The organism is Oceanitalea stevensii (genome assembly GCF_014837105.1).
Lineage (GTDB): Bacteria > Actinomycetota > Actinomycetes > Actinomycetales > Actinomycetaceae > Oceanitalea > Oceanitalea stevensii.
Window position 1 is genome coordinate 534,800 of record NZ_JACSPO010000001.1, and the last position, 18,337, is coordinate 553,136.

The following is an 18,337-nucleotide window of genomic DNA, read 5'->3' on the forward strand; positions in this document are numbered from 1 at the left end:
CGTGAGCCTGTCCGTGGCCGAGGCCCCCAGCCGCCGGCGCACCCGCGTCGACGGTGTCCTCGTGGCCGTCACCTACCGTCCCTCGGGCTCGCCCGTGGGGCTCGTGGGTCGGCTCACCGACGGCACCACCGAGGTCGACCTCGTGTGGCTGGGCCGCCGCGAGATCCCGGGCATCACCCCCGGCCGGCGGCTCGTCGCCGAGGGCGTCGTCCACCCCGGCGGCCTGCGCCCCACCATCTTCAACCCGGCCTACCGGCTGCTGCGGGAGGACTCATGACCACCGGCCCCACCGACCCGGGCGGCGCACCCGACAGCGCACCGGAGGTCGTCGCCGAGGCGGTGACCCGCTCGCGGGTGAGCCAGCTCGCCGGGGAGGACTTCTCCGTGGCGGACGCCGTCGGCGGTGTCCGCGGCCTCGTCGAGTCGGTGGCCCCCGGGCTCGTCTTCGTCGTCGTCTACCTCGTCGCGGGCCAGGAGCTCGTGCCCCCGCTCGTCGCCTCGCTCGCCGTCGCGGTCGTCCTCGTCGTCGCGCGGCTCGTCGGCGGCACGCCGGTCACCCAGGCGCTCGGCGGGGTGGTCGGCGTCCTCGTCGGCGTCCTGTGGGCGTGGCGCTCGGGCGAGGCGCAGGACTACTTCGCGCTGGGCCTGTGGACCAACGCCATCTACGGGGCCGGCCTGCTCCTCAGCATCGTCGTGCGGTGGCCGCTCGTCGGCGTCGTCGTCGCGCTCCTGCGCCAGGAGGGCTTCGCCTGGCGCACCGACCCCGAGCAGCGCCCGCGGCTGCGCCGCTACACCGCCGCGACGTGGCTGTGGATCGGGCTCTTCGGCGCGCGTCTGGCCGTCCAGCTGCCGCTCTACCTCGACGCGTCGACGGCGTGGCTGGGCACCGCCCGCCTCGTCATGGGCGTCCCGCTGTGGGCCCTGGCCCTGTGGGTCACGTGGCTGCTGGTGCGGGAGCGACCAGCCGCTGCAGCGCAGCCGGGTCCGCCCGCTCACTGAGCACGAGGACGAGCCGGTCCCCGGCGAGCACCCGCTCGTCCGGGTCCGCCGGCACCGGCTCACCGGCCCGGATGATCGCCGAGAGGAAGCAGCCCGGGCCCCAGTCCAGCTCCCGCACGGTGCGGCCGGCGACGGCCGAGCCGGGCGCCAGCGTCACCTCGTGCAGGCTCGTTCCCGAGCCGTGGAACGAGAAGATCCGCACGAGGTCGCCGACCGTGACGGCCTCCTCGACGAGCGCCGTCATGATCCGCGGCGTGGAGACCTGGACGTCCACGCCCCACGCGGAGTCGAACATCCACTCGTTCTTCGGGTTGTTGACCCGCGCGACGACGCGCGGCACCCCGAACTCGGTCTTGGCGAGCAGGGAGATGACGAGGTTGGCCTTGTCGTCGCCGGTCGCGGCGACGACGACGTCGCACGAGTCGACCCCCGCCTCCGCGAGGCTGGAGATCTCGCACGCGTCGGCGAGCTGCCACTCGGCGTCGGCCACCGAGGCGATGCGCATGGCGGCGGGCTGGCGGTCGACGAGCGTCACGGAGTGCCCGTGGGAGAGCAGCTCGCGGGCGATGGACCGGCCCACGCTGCCGGCCCCGGCGATGACGACGCGCATCAGATCTCCTCCTCGCGCGGGGGAGCGGACAGCACCCGCTGGACCTGCTCGACGGCGTCGGTCACCGCGAGCACGTGGAGGAGGTCACCGTCCTGGAGGACCGTCCCGGCATCGGGCAGCAGGCCGGAGCCGCGCCGGGTGAGGAAGGCCGCCCGCGCCCCGGACGCCACCTCGAGGTCGACGAGCGGACGACCCACCCAGCCGCTGTGGACGTCGAGCTGGAGGAGGGACACCCGGCCGGAGGCGTCGCGGTACTCGGCGGCCGCACCGGCGGGGAGCAGACGCCGGAGCACCTGGTCGGCGGTCCAGCGCACCGTCGCCACGGTGGGGATGCCGAGGCGCTCGTAGACCTCGGCGCGCCGCGGGTCGTAGATCCGGGCGACGACGCTGCCCACCCCGAAGGTCTCGCGGGCCACGCGGGCCGCGAGGATGTTGGAGTTGTCGCCGCTGGAGACCGCCGCGAAGCCGTAGGCGTCCTCGATGCCGGTCTGCGACAGGGCGTCGCGGTCGAAGCCGAGGCCGGTGACGCGCTGCCCGGAGAAGTCGTCGGGAAGGCGACGGAAGGCGTCGGGGTTCTGGTCGAGGACGGCCACCGAGTGGCCCTGCTCCTCGAGCTGGACGGCGAGGGAGGCCCCGACGCGGCCGCAGCCCATGATGACGAAGTGCACGTCGGCACGCTACCGCGCCCGGGCCTAGCATGACCTTCCGTGACCCTCGACCCCGCGGCCTTCCACCGGGCGCTCCTCGCCCGGCCCCGCGGCAGACAGCGCCACCCGGCACCGGCTGCGGCGCTCGTGGCCCTCGCGGCGCCCGCCGCAGCGAGCGTCGTCGGTCCCGGCATGCTCGCCGACGACCTCGCCCGGTGGGCGGTGCTCGGCACGGTCGGGGCGCTCGGCATCGTCCTCCTCGCCCTCGGCCAGCTGCCCGACGACGCCCCGCGCGGCGGGGACGGGGTGCGCACGCCCGCGCTGCTCGTCGAGCGTGTGCTCCTCCTCGCCGCGTCGGCGGCCGCCGCGGCCGAGCTCCTCGTCGCCGCGGGCCTCGCCCTGCCGCGCCCGCTCCTCGCGGCCGTCCTCGTCGTGCTCGCCCTCGTGGCCCGGCTCGCGGTCGCGCAGCCGGTCCGACGGCGGGTGACGGCCGGGCTCGGCGTCCTCGCCGCCGTCGTCCTGGCCGTCGTCGTCGCCGCGGGCGCCGGGGCGGCCGCGGCGGGCGGCCCGCCCGACCCCGCGGTCCGCAGCGGGCTCGGGCGCTCGGCGCTCACGCGGCTGCTCGCGGTGGGCGGGGCCGTGGCCGTCGCCGGCGCGGTGCTGCAGCCCGCCCTCCTCGTCACCCGCCGGCGCGGGCTGCCCCGTGCCGCGGCCGCCGGAGCCACCGTCGTCCTCGTCGTCGCGCTCGTCGGCGCCGGTCTCGCAGTCGGCAGCGACGCCCTGCTGCTCGGTGTCACGGACGCGGGCCTGGGCGGCTGGGCCGAGCCGTGGGTCGCCGTCGTCCTCGCCGGTGGGCTGCTCGCCGCGGGCACCAGTGCCCTGTCCGGCCTGCCGCGCCCGCCCGCGACGTGGCCCGCGAGCCGGGGCTGGCCCGCCGGTGCGGCCGGCCGCCGGCTCAGCACCGCGGTGGCCGGGGCGGCGGTCGCCGTCGTCCTCCTCGCAGGCGGGCAGCCGTGGCAGCTCGTCGCGTGCTACGCCGCCGCCGTCCTGCTCCTCGCCCTCCTCGCCCTGCTCGCCGGACGGCGGGAGTGGCGGCGCCGGCTCGAGATCCTCTACCGGCCCGCCGGCCGGCGCACCGCCCGCCGCGCCCGGGCGCTGACGGGGGTCGGGGCGGGCGTGTCCGCCGTCCTGCTCCTCCTCGCGGTGCCCCACGGCTGGCCCGCTCTCGTCGCCGTCGCGGCCGGGTCGGCGATGATGTGGGGTGTGAGCCGACACGACCGCGAGCTGCGCGCACGCCTGGCCCTGGACCACGTGACCCAGGACCGGCCCCTGCCGACGGTCGTCCGCGCCTTCGTCGTCGTCACCGAGCTCGACCGGCCCGCCGTGCGGGCCGTCACCTGCGCGCGGGCGATGCGGGCCACCTCCGTCGAGGCGCTCACCGTGCCGGTCGACGAGGACGCCGCGGCGTCCCTGCGCCGGCAGTGGGCCACGCTGGACCTGCCCGTCCCGCTCGTCGAGCTCGCGGCACCTCCCGGCGACACCGGCGCGGGGGTGGTCGCGCACGTCGCCGCCGCCCGCCGCGCGGAGCCGGACGGGATCGCCGTCGTCTACCTGCCCGAGACCACCGCCAGGCGCTGGTGGCGCCGGCTGCTGCTCGGCAGCGGACCGCAGCGGCTGCGCACGCGGCTGCTCGCGCTGCCCGGCACCGTCGTCACCACCGTCCCCTGGCCCACCGAGGAGAGCTGAGCACATGGACGTCCTGACCGGGGTCACCGTCGGCCCGCCCGCCCACGGCGGGCACTGCGTGGCCCGCGTCGAGGGCCGCGTCGTCTTCGTGCGCCACTCCGCCCCCGGCGAGGTCGTCGACGTGCGCCTCACCGACGCCGGCGAGGGCCGCAAGTTCTGGCGGGGGGACGCCGTCGTCGTCCACGAGGCCTCCCCGGACCGCGTCCCGAGCCGCTGGCCCGAGGCCGGCCCCGGCGGGGTCGGCGGGGGAGAGCTGGCGCACCTGTCCCTGGTGGCCCAGCGCCGCTGGAAGGCGGAGGTCGTGCGCGACACCCTGCGCCGCATCGGCCACCTCGAGCTCGACCACCTGGGCCCGCTCGTCGTCGAGCCCCTCGGCGAGGACGACGCGCGCGACGGCCTGGGCACGCGCACGCGCATCGACCTCGTCCTCGACGCCGCCTCCCGGCCGGGCATGTACCGCCACCGCACCCACGACGTCGTGCCGCTCGAGCAGATGCCGCTCGCCGTGCCGGCCATCGCCGACGCCGACCTCTTCGCCGCCGGCCGCTGGGACGGCGTGCGGCCCGGCACCCGCCTCGACGTCGTCGCGCCGAGCGAGGGGCCCGTCGTCGTCCTCGCCGACGGCCGGCTCGTCGACCTCGCCGACCCCGCCGGCTCGCTCGCCGCCACGCGCGGGTCCCGCCCGCGCCGAGGACGCCGCGACGCCGGCGCACCGGCCCGGGTGGCCGTGCACGAGCACGTCACCACCGCGGTCGGGGACCTCTCCTACCGCGTCGATGCCACGGGGTTCTGGCAGGTCCACCGCGACGCCCCCGCCGCCCTCGTCGACGCCGTCCTCGCCGCCGCCCGCCCCCAGTCCGGGCAGCGGGTCGTCGACCTCTACTCCGGGGCCGGGCTCTTCACCCTCCCGCTCGCCCGCGCCGTCGGCGAGAGCGGGCGCGTGGACGCCGTCGAGGTCAACGCCCGCGCCGTCACGGACGCCCGCCGCAACCTCCACGACAGCCCGCAGGCCACCCTCCACGTCGCCGGCGTCACCGCCGCCGTCGTGCAGGGGCTGGGCAGCGGCGTCGACGCCGTCGTCCTGGACCCGCCGCGCTCCGGCGCCGGGGCCGAGGTCGTCACGGCGCTCACCGAGCTGCGGCCGCGCCGGATCGTCTACGTCGCCTGCGACCCGGCGGCGCTGGCGCGCGACCTGCGCACCGCCGTCGACCACGGCTACGACGTCACCGCCCTCACCGGCTACGACCTCTTCCCGCACACCCACCACGTCGAGTGCGTCGCGGTGCTCGAGCCCCGCGCGGGCTGACCGGCCGACGACGCGCCGGACGGTTCGGCGTGACTTCACCCGGCCGACAAAGTATCTTGATGTCGAGATAACTTGTGGGTGGCGGCTGCTGCGACGGCTCCACCCGCGTGGGACGATGACCGACAGAAGCGCAGCAGCGAAGCGGCAAGAGGAGCAGATGTGAGCGTCGACAGCTTTGGAGCCCGCTCCACCCTCACGGTGGGCGAGCAGGACTACGAGATCTACCGCCTGGACGCGGTCGAGGGCCTGGAGCGGCTGCCCTACAGCCTCAAGATCCTCGCCGAGAACCTCCTGCGTACCGAGGACGGCGCCAACGTCACCGCCGACCACGTGCGCGCCCTCGCGACGTGGAACCCCGAGGCGGACCCGGACACGGAGATCCAGTTCACCCCGGCGCGCGTCGTCATGCAGGACTTCACCGGCGTGCCGTGCATCGTCGACCTCGCCACCATGCGTGAGGCGATGGCCGACCTCGGTGGCGACCCGACGAAGATCAACCCGCTCGCCCCGGCCGAGCTCGTCATCGACCACTCCGTCGTCGTCGACTCCTTCGGCAACGCGCAGTCCTTCGCCCGGAACGTCGAGCTCGAGTACGAGCGCAACGGGGAGCGCTACCAGTTCCTGCGCTGGGGCCAGACCGCCTTCGACGACTTCAAGGTCGTCCCCCCGGGCACCGGCATCGTCCACCAGGTCAACGTCGAGTACCTGGCCCGCACCGTCATGACGCGGGAGAAGGACGGCGTGACCGTCGCCTACCCCGACAGCTGCGTCGGCACCGACTCCCACACCCCGATGGTCAACGGCCTGGGCGTGCTGGGCTGGGGCGTCGGCGGCATCGAGGCCGAGGCCGCCATGCTCGGCCAGCCGATCAGCATGCTCATCCCCAAGGTCGTCGGCTTCAAGCTGTCCGGGGAGATTCCCGACGGCGCCACCGCCACCGACGTCGTCCTCACGATCACCGAGACGCTGCGCGACCACGGCGTCGTCGGCAAGTTCGTCGAGTTCTACGGCGAGGGCGTCGCCGCGGTGCCGCTGGCCAACCGCGCGACCATCGGCAACATGAGCCCGGAGTTCGGCTCCACCGTCTCGATCTTCCCGGTCGACGACGTCACCCTCGAGTACCTGCGCCTCACCGGCCGGGACGAGGCGCAGGTCCAGCTCGTCGAGGCCTACGCCAAGACGCAGGGCCTGTGGCACGACCCGTCCCGCGAGGTGCAGTACTCCGAGTACGTCGAGCTCGACCTCTCCTCGGTCGTGCCCTCGATCGCCGGTCCCAAGCGGCCGCAGGACCGCATCGCGCTGAGCAACGCCAAGGACCAGTGGCGCGCGGACATCAAGAACTACGTCAACGGCGACCAGGGGGCCAGCAGCGAGCTCGACAAGGAGCTCATGGACACCTTCCCGGCGTCCGATCCGACGAGCCCCGACCCGACGCACCACTCCTCCGACGCCGGGCGCCCGGCCCACTCGGCCGTGGTTCCGGGTGATGGACGTCCGAGCCAGCCCGTGCGCGTGACCCTCGAGGACGGCACCGACGTCGAGCTCGACCACGGCGCCGTCGTCATCGCGGCGATCACCTCGTGCACGAACACCTCCAACCCCTCCGTCATGCTGGGCGCCGCCCTGCTCGCGAAGAAGGCCGTCGAGAAGGGCCTGGAGACCAAGCCCTGGGTCAAGACCTCGATGGCCCCCGGCTCGCAGGTCGTGACGAACTACTACGACAAGGCGGGCGTCTGGCCCTACCTCGAGGCGCTGGGCTACCACCTCGTCGGCTACGGCTGCACGACCTGCATCGGCAACTCCGGCCCGCTGCCGGAGGAGATCTCGACGGTCGTCAACGACAACGACCTCGCGGTCGCGTCCGTCCTCTCCGGGAACCGCAACTTCGAGGGCCGGATCAACCCGGACGCGAAGATGAACTACCTCGCCTCCCCGCCGCTCGTCGTCGCGTACGGCCTGGCCGGGACGATGGACTTCGACTTCGAGAACGAGCCGCTCGGGCAGGACAAGGACGGCAACGACGTCTTCCTGCGCGACATCTGGCCCAGCCCGGCCGAGATCGACGCCGTCATCGCCAGCTCCGTCAGCCAGGAGATGTTCGAGGAGGACTACGCCGACGTCTTCGCCGGTGACGAGCGCTGGCGCGAGCTCCCGACGCCGGAGGGTGACACCTTCGCGTGGGACGAGGACTCGACCTACGTCCAGAAGCCCCCGTACTTCGAGGGCATGACCGCGGAGCCGGAGCCCGTCTCGGACATCACCGGTGCGCGCGTCCTCGCCAAGCTGGGCGACTCGGTGACCACCGACCACATCTCCCCGGCCGGCGCGATCAAGCCGGACAGCCCCGCGGGCCGCTACCTCGCCGAGCACGGCGTGGCGCGCAAGGACTTCAACTCCTACGGCTCGCGCCGTGGCAACCACGAGGTCATGATCCGCGGCACCTTCGCCAACATCCGGCTGCGCAACCAGCTGCTCGACGGCGTCGAGGGTGGCTTCACGAAGAACTTCCTCACGGGGGAGCAGGAGTCGATCTTCGACGCGTCGATGGCCTACCAGGAGGCCGGCGTCCCGCTCGTCGTCCTCGGTGGCAAGGAGTACGGCTCCGGGTCCTCGCGCGACTGGGCCGCCAAGGGCACGACGCTCCTCGGCATCAAGGCCGTCATCGCCGAGAGCTTCGAGCGCATCCACCGCTCCAACCTCATCGGCATGGGCGTCCTGCCGCTGCAGTTCCCGGCCGGCGAGAACGCCGACTCCCTGGGCCTGGACGGCACCGAGACCTTCTCGGTCTCCGGTGTCACCGAGCTCAACGAGGGCCGCACGCCCCGCACGGTCAAGGTGACCGCCGAGAAGGACGGTGGCGAGACGGTCGAGTTCGACGCCGTCCTGCGCATCGACACCCCCGGCGAGGCGGACTACTTCCGCAACGGCGGCATCCTCCAGTACGTGCTGCGGAGCCTGGTCAAGAAGGCTGCCTGACCCCACGCGCACGGACGGGCCCCGGTCGACAGACCGGGGCCCGTCCCGTTCTTTCCGCCTGAGCCCTCCCTCAGCGCCGAGCGCCCCACCAGCGCCGAGCGCTGAGCTGTTGCTCCCTCAGCGCCGAGCGCCCCACCAGCGCCGAGCGCTGAGCTGTTGCTCCCTTAGCGCCGAGCGCCCCACCAGCGCCGAGCGCTGAGTTGTTACTCGCTACGTCGCGGGCGAGCGGTAGAGGTCGGTGAGGACGAAGATCTCCGAGCCGTGGTGGATGAGCTCACGGTTGAGGTGCAGCACGAGGTGCCCGAACGGCGCGGCGGCGTCGATCTCCGTCGCCTGACTCAGCCCCACGGTCATGAACTCGTCGTCCGGCACCGACTCGACGCCCGTGCGCCAGGCGTCCACCCAGCGGGCGAGCTCCTCACGAGCGTCGTCGACGTCCCCGTGGACGACGGCGTCCTGGCGCCGCCGCTGCCGCTCACCGAAGGTCCACTCCCACCGCTCGAGGTATGTCTCGGTGAGGTGGGCGACGAGCCACGCGATCGTCCGCGGGCCGGGCTCGTCCGGGCCAGCCGGCCACTCGGCCACCCACTCGCCGGTCCCGATCGTGCGCGGGGCGCGTTCCTCCCCGCGGCGCACGACGTTGAGCGCCCCGGGGCGGGGCTCCCGGGTGAACTCCTCCTGCGTCACGGTGGCGAGCCGGCCGGCGAGCTCGAGCCAGGAGAAGCCGAGCTGGCCCAGCGCCATCGCCTTCGGTGTCGGGACCTCAAGGATCGACCAGTCGAACTCGGGTGCGCCGTAGTCGCCTCGCATCGGTGCGCCTCCTGGGGTGTGCGACGTTCAGCACACCGTAGTGCCCGACGGCGGGGCGTCGGAAGGGGGAAGGGGCGCCGTGGCGCCGCACGGAGGCACCGCGCCGTGGTGGCGACGGCACTCGCGGGCGAACACGTGCGCAGTCGGTCACAAGTGAGCTGTCGGCGCGATCGCCGGTGTCCGTCACAAGTGAGCTGTCGGCGCGATGGCCGGTGTCCGTGACAAGTGAGCTGTCGGCGACAGGGGGTTACCGGGTTGTCGGTAACAAGTGAGCTGTCTGCGAGAAGGGGGGGCCGGGTTGTCGGTAACAAGTGAGCTGTCGGCGAGAAGGGGGGCCGGGTTGTCGGTAACAAGTGAGCTGTCGGCGCGAGGGGGTTGTCGGGGACGACACGGACGGTGTCGGCGGGGGAGTGGGCGCGGCACGGCGCGGCGACGTAGGGTGATCCAGCGTGCTGTCACCGATCTGGAAGGGGAGCGATGAGTCTGCTCGGACGCATCCGCAGGCCCGCTGACCTGCACTCCCTGACCGGCCCCGAGCTCGAGGTCCTGGCCAAGGAGCTGCGGGACTACCTCGTCGACTCGGTCTCCAAGACCGGTGGTCACCTGGGCCCCAACCTCGGCGTCGTCGAGCTCACGCTCGCGATCCACCGGGTCTTCGAGTCTCCGCGCGACCGCGTCGTCTTCGACACCGGCCACCAGTCCTACGTCCACAAGCTCCTCACCGGACGTCAGGACTTCACCGACCTGCGCAAGCGCGGCGGCCTGTCCGGCTACCCCAGCCGCACCGAGTCCGAGCACGACATCGTCGAGAACTCCCACGCCTCCACCGCCCTCTCGTGGGCCGACGGCATCGCCCGCGCCCACGAGCTCACCGGCCAGAAGGACCGCCACGTCGTCGCCGTCATCGGTGACGGCGCCCTCACCGGCGGCATGGCCTGGGAGGCGCTCAACAACATCACCGAGGCCCAGGACCGCCGCCTCGTCATCATCGTCAACGACAACGGCCGCTCCTACGCCCCGACCATCGGCGGCTTCGCCCACCACCTCGACGCGCTGCGCACCGCCCGCGGCTACGAGAAGGTCCTCGGCTGGGGCAAGCGCGCCCTGCAGCGCAGCGGCCCGCCCGGGCGGATGACCTACGACGCCCTCCACGGCTTCAAGAAGGGCGTCAAGGACGTCATCGCCCCCCAGGGCATGTTCGAGGACCTGGGCATGAAGTACATCGGCCCGATCGACGGCCACGACCTCGCCGCCATGGAGTTCGCGCTGCGGCGCGCCAAGGCCTTCGGCAGCCCCGTCATCGTCCACGCGATCACCGAGAAGGGCCGCGGCTACACCCCGGCGATGGAGGACGTCGCCGACCGCTTCCACGCCGTCGGCGTCATCCACCCCGAGACCGGCCTGCCCGTCGCCCCCTCGCGCTTCGGCTGGACCTCCGTCTTCGCCGAGGAGATCGTCGAGATCGCCCGCAAGCGCAGCGACGTCGTCGCCGTCACCGCCGCGATGCTCGCCCCCGTGGGGCTCGCCCCGCTCGCCGAGGAGTTCCCCGAGCGCGTCATCGACGTCGGCATCGCCGAGCAGCACGCGCTCACCTCCGCGGCCGGGATGGCCTTCGCCGGGCTGCACCCCGTCGTCGCCCTCTACGCGACCTTCCTCAACCGCGCCTACGACCAGCTCCTCATGGACGTCGCGCTCCACCGAGCGGGTGTCACGATCGTCCTGGACCGCGCCGGCATCACCGGTGACGACGGCGCCAGCCACAACGGCATGTGGGACCTCGCGCTGCTGCGCACCGTCCCGCGCCTGCGCCTGGCCGCGCCCCGCGACGAGGAGACCATGCGTGCCGAGCTGCGCGAGGCCGTGGACGTCGACGACGCCCCGACCGTCGTCCGCTACCCCAAGGGCGCCCTGCCCGAGGCGATGCCCGCGATCGGCCGCGAGGGCGACGTCGACGTGCTCGCCCGCACCGCCGGCGACGGCGGGGCCCGGGTGCTCCTCGTCGGCGTCGGGATCATGGCGCACACCGCTGTCGCCGCCGCCGCAGCGCTGGGCGCGCAGGGCATCGGCTCGACCGTCGTCGACCCGCGGTGGGTGCTCCCGGTGAGCGAGGACCTCGTCGACCTGGCCGCCAAGCACGACCTCGTCGTCGTCGTCGAGGACGGTCTGGGCACCGGCGGGGTCGGCAGCGCCGTGCGCGACGCCGTGGCACAGGCGGGCCACGCCGTCCCCGTGCAGACCCACGGCCTGCCGCACGAGTTCCTCGACCACGCCACCCGGCCGCAGGTCGTCGAGCAGTACCACCTCCAGGCCCAGGACGTCGCTCGCCAGGCCGCGGGCGCCGTCGCCGCCCTCTCCGCCGGTGCCGAGCAGGCACTCGACCGGACCGTGGAGCCCGACACCCGCGCCTGAGCGTGTGCCCCGTCACAGCGGGTTAGCGTCGTGTGAGGGGGCTTACGTGGGTCCTCGGGCCTAGGTCCCACGGGCGCGCCCCGCCAGGTTCGTACGGTGGTCCTACCGGCAACCGCCGGGGAGGAGAGGGAGACAGCAATGGCTACGACCACGATCCACACGGCGCCGCAGTCCGCGGACGCCTGGCAGGGCTTCGCACCCGGCCCGTGGCAGGAGAGCGTCGACGTCCGCGACTTCATCCAGCGCAACTACACCGCCTACGACGGCGACAGCTCGTTCCTCGCCGGGCCCACCGAGCGCACGACGCACGTGTGGTCCACCCTGTCGGCGATGTTCCCCGAGGAGCGCGAGAAGGGCGTGTACGACGTCGACGCGACGACGCCGTCGACGATCACCGCCCACGCGCCCGGCTACATCGACGAGGACCGTGAGGTCATCGTCGGCCTGCAGACCGACGCCCCGCTCAAGCGCGCGATCATGCCCTACGGCGGGTGGCGGATGGTCGCGACCTCGCTGGAGACCTACGGCTACGAGGTCGACCCCACGCTCGAGACGATCTTCACGACCTACCGCAAGACCCACAACCAGGGCGTCTTCGACGTCTACCCGCCCGACGTGCGCCGGGCCCGCAGCGCCCACATCGTCACGGGCCTGCCCGACGCCTACGGGCGCGGCCGCATCATCGGCGACTACCGCCGCGTGGCGCTCTACGGCGTCGACGCCCTCATCGAGGCCAAGAAGGCCGACCGCGCGCTCCTCGACACCCAGCGCTCGGTCGAGGACGTCATCCGCGACCGCGAGGAGAACAGCGAGCAGATCCGCGCGCTCCAGGAGCTCAAGGAGATGGCCGCCTCGTACGGCTACGACATCTCCGGCCCCGCCCGCACCGGCCGCGAGGCCGTCCAGTGGCTGTACTTCGCCTACCTCGGCGCGGTGAAGGAGCAGAACGGCGCGGCCATGTCGCTGGGCCGCACCTCGACCTTCCTCGACATCTTCCTCGAGCGGGACATCGCCGCCGGCGTCCTCACCGAGTCCGAGGCTCAGGAGATCATCGACGACTTCGTCATCAAGCTCCGCATCGTGCGCTTCCTGCGCACCCCCGAGTACGACGAGCTCTTCTCCGGTGACCCGACGTGGGTGACCGAGTCGATCGGCGGCGTCGGCGACGACGGACGCCACCTCGTCACGAAGAACTCCTTCCGGATGCTCCAGACCCTGTACAACCTGGGCCCGGCTCCCGAGCCCAACCTCACCGTGCTGTGGAGCGAGAACCTGCCCGAGGGTTTCAAGCGCTTCTGCGCGCAGGTCTCGATCGACACCTCGGCGATCCAGTACGAGTCCGACTCGCTCATCCGCTCCCAGTGCGGTGACGACGCCGGCATCGCGTGCTGCGTCTCGGCGATGGGGATCGGCAAGCAGATGCAGTTCTTCGGGGCCCGCGTCAACATCGCCAAGGCGCTGCTCTACGCGATCAACGGCGGCCGGGACGAGATCACCGGCAAGCAGGTCGCTCCCGTCAGCGAGCCGGTGAGCGGCGACGTCCTGGACTACGACGACGTGCTGGGCCGCTACGACGCCCTGCTCGACTGGCTCGCCGCCACCTACGTCGACGCGCTCAACTGCATCCACTACATGCACGACAAGTACGCCTACGAGCGCCTGGAGATGGCGCTGCACGACCGCGACGTCCTGCGGACGATGGCCTGCGGCATCGCCGGCCTGTCCGTCGCCGCCGACTCGCTCTCCGCGATCCGGTACGCGACCGTGCGGCCGGTGCGCCGCGAGGACGGCCTCGTCGTGGACTACGAGGTCGAGGGCGACTTCCCGACCTTCGGCAACGACGACGACCGCGTCGACGACATCGCCGTCATGCTCGTCGAGCGGTTCATGGAGAAGATCCGCCGCCAGCCCACCTACCGGGACGCCGTGCACACCCAGTCGGTGCTGACGATCACCTCGAACGTCGTCTACGGCAAGCACACCGGCAACACCCCGGACGGCCGCCGCGCGGGGAAGTCCTTCGCCCCCGGCGCCAACCCGATGAACGGGCGCGACACCCACGGCATGCTCGCCTCGGCGCTGTCGGTGGCCAAGCTGCCCTACTCCGAGGCGCAGGACGGCATCTCGCTGACCAACACCGTGGTCCCCGCCGGCCTGGGGCGCACCAAGGACGAGCAGGTGGGCAACCTCGTCGGCCTCCTCGACGCCTACATGGGCTCCCAGGGCTTCCACATGAACGTCAACGTCCTCAACCGCGACACCCTCTACGAGGCCATGGAGCACCCGGAGAAGTACCCGCAGCTCACCATCCGGGTCTCCGGCTACGCGGTGAACTTCGTGCGGCTCACCCGTGAGCAGCAGCTCGACGTCATCTCGCGGACCTTCCACGGACAGGTCTGACGTCCCGCTCCCGGCCCGCCACCCGAGCGGGCCGGGAGGCCACCACACCGTCGTCGTCAGGGGAGGAGACCGATGAGCCAGGAGCACACCCTCGTCAGCGGCGTCGTCGCCCCCGACGGCATCAACGGCGAGTACGTGGCCGTCCCGGAGGACGCCGTGCCCCGGCTGCGGCGCTCGGCGGGCACCGCCGGCCTCGCGTCGGTGGAGGAGATGGACCGCACCGAGCACCTCGCCGCCGTCCGCGCGGGCGACATCGGCTCGGTCCACTCCTGGGAGCTCGTCACGGCGGTGGACGGCCCCGGCACCCGGCTCACCGTCTTCCTCGCCGGCTGCCCCCTGCGGTGCCTCTACTGCCACAACCCCGACACGCTGCGCATGCGTGACGGTGAGGCGGTCCGTGTCGAGGAGCTGCTGCGCCGGGTCAGGCGCTACGTGCCCGTCTTCAAGGCCACCGGCGGCGGGCTCACCGTGTCCGGCGGCGAGCCGCTCATGCAGCCGGCCTTCCTCACCCGGCTCCTCGAGGGCGCCAAGGAGATGGGCGTGCACACGACGATCGACACCTCGGGCTTCCTCGGGTCCCACGCGAGCACCCGGCTGCTGGACGCCCTCGACCTCGTCCTCCTCGACGTCAAGTCCGGCCTCCCCGACGTCTACCGGGCGACGACGGGACGTGAGCTCCAGCCGACGCTCGACTTCGGGCGCAGGCTCGTCGCGCACGGCAAGGACATCTGGGTGCGCTTCGTCCTCGTGCCGGGCCTCACCGACGGCTACGACAACGTCGAGGCCGTCGCCGACTACGTCGCGAGCCTGTCCACCGTGACGCGCGTGGAGGTGCTGCCCTTCCACCAGATGGGCCGCGACAAGTGGGAACGCCTCGGCGCCACCTACCAGCTGGGCGACACCGAGCCGCCGTCGCCGGAGCTGGTGGACAGGGTCCGGGCCCAGTTCCGCTCCCGGGGGCTCACGACGTACTGAACGCCCCCTTCCCTCGCATATGCGGGAAAGGCGCAGCCGTCCGGCGGGCAGAGCCGTATCTCTCCCGCATATGCGGATCAGGGGCTAGGGGAGGGTGGCGACCCCCGGCTCCAGGAAGCGGCGGCCGGTCACGGCCTCGGAGGTTCCTGTCCTGTCGAGGTAGGGGGTGATGCCGCCGTTGTGGAGGGGCCAGCCGGCACCGAGCACCATGGCGAGGTCGACGTCGCGGGCGTCGGCCACGACGCCGTCGTCGAGGAGGAGACGCACCTCCTGGGCGAGGGCGCGGCGCACGCGCTCGAGGACGCCGTCGGCGTCCAGCGGCTCGGGCAGCGGCCGTGAGCCGAAGAACCGGTCGAGGTCCTCGCGCACGGCCGAGGCGGCGCTCGGCCGCTCGTCCACCGTGAAGCGCTCACCGTCGGCGACCATCCGCTCGAGCCCCGGCGAGTGCGGGTAGCGGTCCCCGAGGGTGCGGCGCAGCTCGTCGAGCACGTGCATCGCCACCGCCGGCCCCACGAGCTGGAGGAGCTGGAAGGGCCCCATCGGCAGGCCCATCGGGCGCAGTGCACGGTCGGCCACGGACACCTCGGTGCCCTCCTCCAGGGTGCCGAGCACATCGCCGAGCATCCGCACGAGCACCCGGTTGACGACGAAGCCCGGCGCGTCCTGGCAGGCGATCGCGCTCTTGCGGGCCCCGGCGGCGACGGCGAAGGCGGTCGCGTAGGCCGCCTCGGAGGTGTGCGGGGTGCGGATGACCTCGACGAGCGGCATCTGCGCCACCGGGTTGAAGAAGTGCAGCCCCACGACCCGCTCGGGGTGCGCGAGCCCCGCCGCCATCTCGGTGACGGACAGGGCGGAGGTGTTGGTCGCGAGGACGCAGTCCGGCCCGACGACGGGCTCCACCTCGGCGAACACCCGCTGCTTGACGGCGAGCTCCTCGAAGACGGCCTCGACGACGAGGTCGCATCCGGCGAGCTCGGAGAGGTCCGCGGTGGCCGTCACGCGGGCGCGCAGCTCCTCGGCGCGTGCCTCGTCGAGGCGGCCAGAGCGCTCGAGCCGGGCCACCTGCTCGTGGACGTGGCGCAGGCCTGCGGCGGCCCGGTCGTCGTCGAGGTCCCGCATGACGACGGGGACCCGCAGCGTCCGGGCGAGGAGGACGGCGAGCTGGCTCGCCATGAGCCCGGCCCCGAGCAGGCCCACCCGGCGCACCGGGCGCGCGAGCTCCTCGGGCGGCGCGCCGGCGGGCCGGCGGGCGCGGCTGCGCGTGAGGCCGAAGGCGTAGAGGCCGGCGCGCAGCTGGTCGGACATGATGAGCTCGGTGAGCGCGAGGTCCTCGGCGGCGAAGCCCTCTGCGCGCGAGGCGGTGCGGGCGGCGGCCACGAGCTCCAGCGCGCGCTGCGGCGCGGGCGCCCCGCCCTCGGCGCGGCGGGCCACGAGCTGCTGGCGGGCGCTGACCGCCTGCTCCCAGGCCGCGGCGTCGGAGGTGTGGTCGCTGCGGACCGGGTCGATGGCACCGGAGAGCACCTCGGTGACCCACGCCAGCGCCCCGTCGCGGAAGTCCTCCCCGCCGCGCTGGACGCTGTCGACGAGACCGAGGTCGAGGGCCCGCTGAGCGTCGAGCGTCCGCTGGCGCGCCGGGTTGTCGACGATGACCTGGAGCGCCGCCTCGGGGCCGACGAGCCGGGGCAGGAGGTAGCACCCGCCCCAGCCGGGCACGAGCCCGAGGGACGTCTCGGGCAGGCCCAGCGGCGCGGCGTCGGCCGCCGCCACGCGGTAGCGGCAGGCGAGGGCGAGCTCGAGACCGCCGCCCAGGGCGAGGCCGCTGAGGAGCGCGAAGCTCGGGAGGTCGCGCAGCAGGGTGACGATGCGGTGCCCGGCCTCGGCCACCGCACGGGCGTCCTCGACGCGCGCCATCGAGCCGACGGCACGCAGGTCCGCGCCCGCCGCGAAGCAGCCCGGCGTGCCGGTGAGGGCGACGGCGGTGATCTCGCCGTCGTGCACGCGGGTGGCGCAGGCGGTGAGCGCCTCCTCGAGGGCCGCGATGCTCCGCGGGCCGAGCGTGGCGGGCCGGCCGTCGGTCCCGGCCATGGTGACCAGGGCGACCGTGCCGGTGGCCAGCGGGACGTTCTCGACGCTGATCGTCGTGGTGGGTGTCATCGTCACTCCCTTGTGATGGGTACCGACGACCGACAGTACCGGGTACCTCGCCCGGCGTCTCCCTCCGGGGGTCAGGAGCTGCGCAGCGCCTCGGTCAGCGGCGCCGCCGTGAGCCCGACCTGCCACGGACGGGCACCCTGCTCCTCGAGCATGGCGCGCACCGACGTCTCGTCGACGACGTCCGGCGGCGTCCAGGCGACCTGGCGCTGGACGGCGGGGGACAGGAGGTTCTCCTGCGGGACGTCGTGCTCCTCGGCGAGGGCGCGGACGGCGGCCCGGACGGCGTCGAGGCGCCCGGCCGCGGCCGGGTCCTTCTCCGCCCACGCGCGCGGCGGGGGCGGGGTGCCGGTCGCCGACGCCAGCCGGCGCGGCGGGTGCTCCGAGGCCGGCAGCGCGAGCGCCCGCTCGACGGCGGACCACCAGTACCCGCTGGAGCGCCGCGTGCCCTTGCCGGAGAACTCCGGGAGCGCGGCGAGCGCCCCCTCGCTGCGGGGCAGGGCGAGCGCGGCGGCGACGATGGCGCGGTCGGGCAGCACGCGGCCGGGGGAGCGGTCGCGCTTGCGGGCCAGCTCGTCACGCGCCTCCCACAGCTCACGGACGACGGCGATGCCGAGGCCACCGCGGACGGCGTGCATGCCCGAGGTGCGGCGCCACGGGTCCACGCGCGGGGACGGGTCCGGTGCCACGCGCACGGCCTCGAACTCCTGGCGCGCCCACTCGAGCTTGCCGGCCTCCTCGAGCGCCGCGGCCAGCCGGTCGCGCAGCTCGACGAGGAACTCCACGTCCAGGGCGGCGTACCGCAGCCAGTCCTCCGGCAGCGGGCGGGTGGACCAGTCGGCCGCGGAGTGCTCCTTGGCCAGGGAGTAGCCGAGCTCCTCGGCGATGATCGCGCCGAGGCCGACCTTGCTGCGCCCGAGCAGCCGCGCGGCGAGCTCGGTGTCGAAGAGGGCGGTGGGGTACATCCGGAGGTCGTGGAATCCCGGCAGGTCCTGGTTGGCGGCGTGCAGGACCCACTCGGTGCCGTCGAGCGCCTCCCCGACCTCGCTGAGCTCGCCGACCGCGATGGGGTCGATGAGGAGGGTGCCGGCACCCTCGCGCCGGAGCTGGACGAGGTAGGTGCGCTGGCCGTAGCGGTAGCCCGAGGCGCGCTCGGCGTCGGCGGCGACCGGGCCGGTGCCCGCGGCCAGGGCCGCGGCGGCGCGGGCGAGGCCCTCGCGCGTGGTGATGACGGGCGGGGTGCCCTCGCGCGGCTCGGTGACGGGGACCAGCTGGGGCGTCTCGACGTCGACGGGCTCGGTCATGGAG

Annotated in this window: 13 protein-coding genes; 8 read left to right on the top strand and 5 right to left on the bottom strand. The window is 73.7% G+C overall.

Annotation, left to right across the window (positions count from 1 at the left end; genetic code table 11):
- Position 1 precedes the first annotated feature (1 nt).
- Both H9624_RS02505 and H9624_RS02510 read left to right on the top strand, forming a co-directional pair.
- Entirely contained in the window at positions 2-277 is a 276-nt protein-coding gene (locus H9624_RS02505) for an OB-fold nucleic acid binding domain-containing protein (protein ID WP_251838329.1), read from the top strand.
- On the top strand, positions 274-999 hold the full coding sequence (locus H9624_RS02510; RefSeq protein ID WP_251838330.1) for a DUF3159 domain-containing protein: 726 nt from the start codon (positions 274-276) through the stop codon (positions 997-999). Before H9624_RS02505 ends, H9624_RS02510 begins: the two co-directional genes overlap by 4 nt.
- Here the strand turns inward: H9624_RS02510 and H9624_RS02515 are convergent.
- Together H9624_RS02515 and H9624_RS02520 are read right to left on the bottom strand one after the other, a co-directional pair.
- Positions 935-1,609 carry a potassium channel family protein gene (locus H9624_RS02515; RefSeq protein WP_251838331.1) on the bottom strand — a complete coding sequence of 225 codons (675 nt, stop codon included), beginning with the start codon at positions 1,607-1,609 and terminating at the stop codon, positions 935-937. The genes H9624_RS02510 and H9624_RS02515 overlap by 65 nt on opposite strands.
- Positions 1,609-2,262, bottom strand: coding sequence for a potassium channel family protein (locus H9624_RS02520; protein WP_251838975.1), 654 nt, complete (start codon positions 2,260-2,262; stop codon positions 1,609-1,611). Before H9624_RS02520 ends, H9624_RS02515 begins: the two co-directional genes overlap by 1 nt.
- A gap of 54 nt (positions 2,263-2,316) precedes the next feature.
- On the opposite strand from H9624_RS02520, the gene H9624_RS02525 reads away from it, so the two are divergent.
- From H9624_RS02525 to H9624_RS02535, 3 genes are all read left to right on the top strand, one after another.
- Entirely contained in the window at positions 2,317-4,002 is a 1,686-nt protein-coding gene (locus H9624_RS02525; RefSeq protein ID WP_251838332.1) for a hypothetical protein, read from the top strand.
- 4 nt (positions 4,003-4,006) lie between these two features.
- A complete protein-coding gene (locus tag H9624_RS02530; protein WP_251838333.1) occupies positions 4,007-5,308 on the top strand; it encodes a class I SAM-dependent RNA methyltransferase in 1,302 nt (433 codons plus the stop codon).
- Between the two features lie 159 nt (positions 5,309-5,467).
- On the top strand, positions 5,468-8,284 hold the full coding sequence (locus H9624_RS02535; protein ID WP_251838334.1) for an aconitate hydratase: 2,817 nt from the start codon (positions 5,468-5,470) through the stop codon (positions 8,282-8,284).
- Positions 8,285-8,494: 210 nt separating this feature from the next.
- Here H9624_RS02535 and H9624_RS02540 read toward each other — a convergent pair whose 3' ends face one another.
- The gene (locus tag H9624_RS02540; protein WP_251838335.1) at positions 8,495-9,094 is read right to left on the bottom strand and encodes a DinB family protein; all 600 of its coding nucleotides are present in this window, start codon (positions 9,092-9,094) and stop codon (positions 8,495-8,497) included.
- Between the two features lie 477 nt (positions 9,095-9,571).
- On the opposite strand from H9624_RS02540, the gene dxs reads away from it, so the two are divergent.
- The 3 genes from dxs to pflA all read left to right on the top strand — a co-directional run bounded on the left by dxs (position 9,572) and on the right by pflA (position 14,878).
- Complete coding sequence (gene dxs, locus H9624_RS02545) at positions 9,572-11,503, top strand: 1-deoxy-D-xylulose-5-phosphate synthase (protein ID WP_251838336.1); 1,932 nt, start codon at positions 9,572-9,574, stop codon at positions 11,501-11,503.
- Between the two features lie 138 nt (positions 11,504-11,641).
- Positions 11,642-13,903 (top strand): formate C-acetyltransferase, encoded by a 2,262-nt coding sequence (pflB, locus tag H9624_RS02550; RefSeq protein WP_251838337.1) that lies wholly within the window; start codon positions 11,642-11,644, stop codon positions 13,901-13,903.
- A gap of 72 nt (positions 13,904-13,975) precedes the next feature.
- Positions 13,976-14,878, top strand: a complete 903-nt coding sequence (gene pflA, locus H9624_RS02555; protein WP_372435082.1) for a pyruvate formate-lyase-activating protein — start codon at positions 13,976-13,978, stop codon at positions 14,876-14,878.
- A gap of 84 nt (positions 14,879-14,962) precedes the next feature.
- Here pflA and H9624_RS02560 read toward each other — a convergent pair whose 3' ends face one another.
- Together H9624_RS02560 and H9624_RS02565 are read right to left on the bottom strand one after the other, a co-directional pair.
- A complete protein-coding gene (locus tag H9624_RS02560; protein WP_251838338.1) occupies positions 14,963-17,032 on the bottom strand; it encodes a 3-hydroxyacyl-CoA dehydrogenase NAD-binding domain-containing protein in 2,070 nt (689 codons plus the stop codon).
- A gap of 71 nt (positions 17,033-17,103) precedes the next feature.
- The gene (locus tag H9624_RS02565; protein ID WP_251838339.1) at positions 17,104-18,333 is read right to left on the bottom strand and encodes an HRDC domain-containing protein; all 1,230 of its coding nucleotides are present in this window, start codon (positions 18,331-18,333) and stop codon (positions 17,104-17,106) included.
- Between the last annotated feature and the right edge of the window lie 4 nt (positions 18,334-18,337).

What these genes read in the sequence shown, in the direction of transcription:
- H9624_RS02510 (WP_251838330.1), top strand. Translation starts at nt 274, where the DNA reads ATGACCACCGGCCCCACCGACCCGGGCGGCGCACCCGACAGCGCACCG.
- H9624_RS02515 (WP_251838331.1), bottom strand. Translation starts at nt 1,609, where the DNA reads ATGCGCGTCGTCATCGCCGGGGCCGGCAGCGTGGGCCGGTCCATCGCC.
- H9624_RS02520 (WP_251838975.1), bottom strand. Translation starts at nt 2,262, where the DNA reads ATGGGCTGCGGCCGCGTCGGGGCCTCCCTCGCCGTCCAGCTCGAGGAG.
- H9624_RS02530 (WP_251838333.1), top strand. Translation starts at nt 4,007, where the DNA reads ATGGACGTCCTGACCGGGGTCACCGTCGGCCCGCCCGCCCACGGCGGG.
- H9624_RS02540 (WP_251838335.1), bottom strand. Translation starts at nt 9,094, where the DNA reads ATGCGAGGCGACTACGGCGCACCCGAGTTCGACTGGTCGATCCTTGAG.
- dxs (WP_251838336.1), top strand. Translation starts at nt 9,572, where the DNA reads ATGAGTCTGCTCGGACGCATCCGCAGGCCCGCTGACCTGCACTCCCTG.
- pflB (WP_251838337.1), top strand. Translation starts at nt 11,642, where the DNA reads ATGGCTACGACCACGATCCACACGGCGCCGCAGTCCGCGGACGCCTGG.
- pflA (WP_372435082.1), top strand. Translation starts at nt 13,976, where the DNA reads ATGAGCCAGGAGCACACCCTCGTCAGCGGCGTCGTCGCCCCCGACGGC.
- H9624_RS02560 (WP_251838338.1), bottom strand. Translation starts at nt 17,032, where the DNA reads ATGACACCCACCACGACGATCAGCGTCGAGAACGTCCCGCTGGCCACC.
- H9624_RS02565 (WP_251838339.1), bottom strand. Translation starts at nt 18,333, where the DNA reads ATGACCGAGCCCGTCGACGTCGAGACGCCCCAGCTGGTCCCCGTCACC.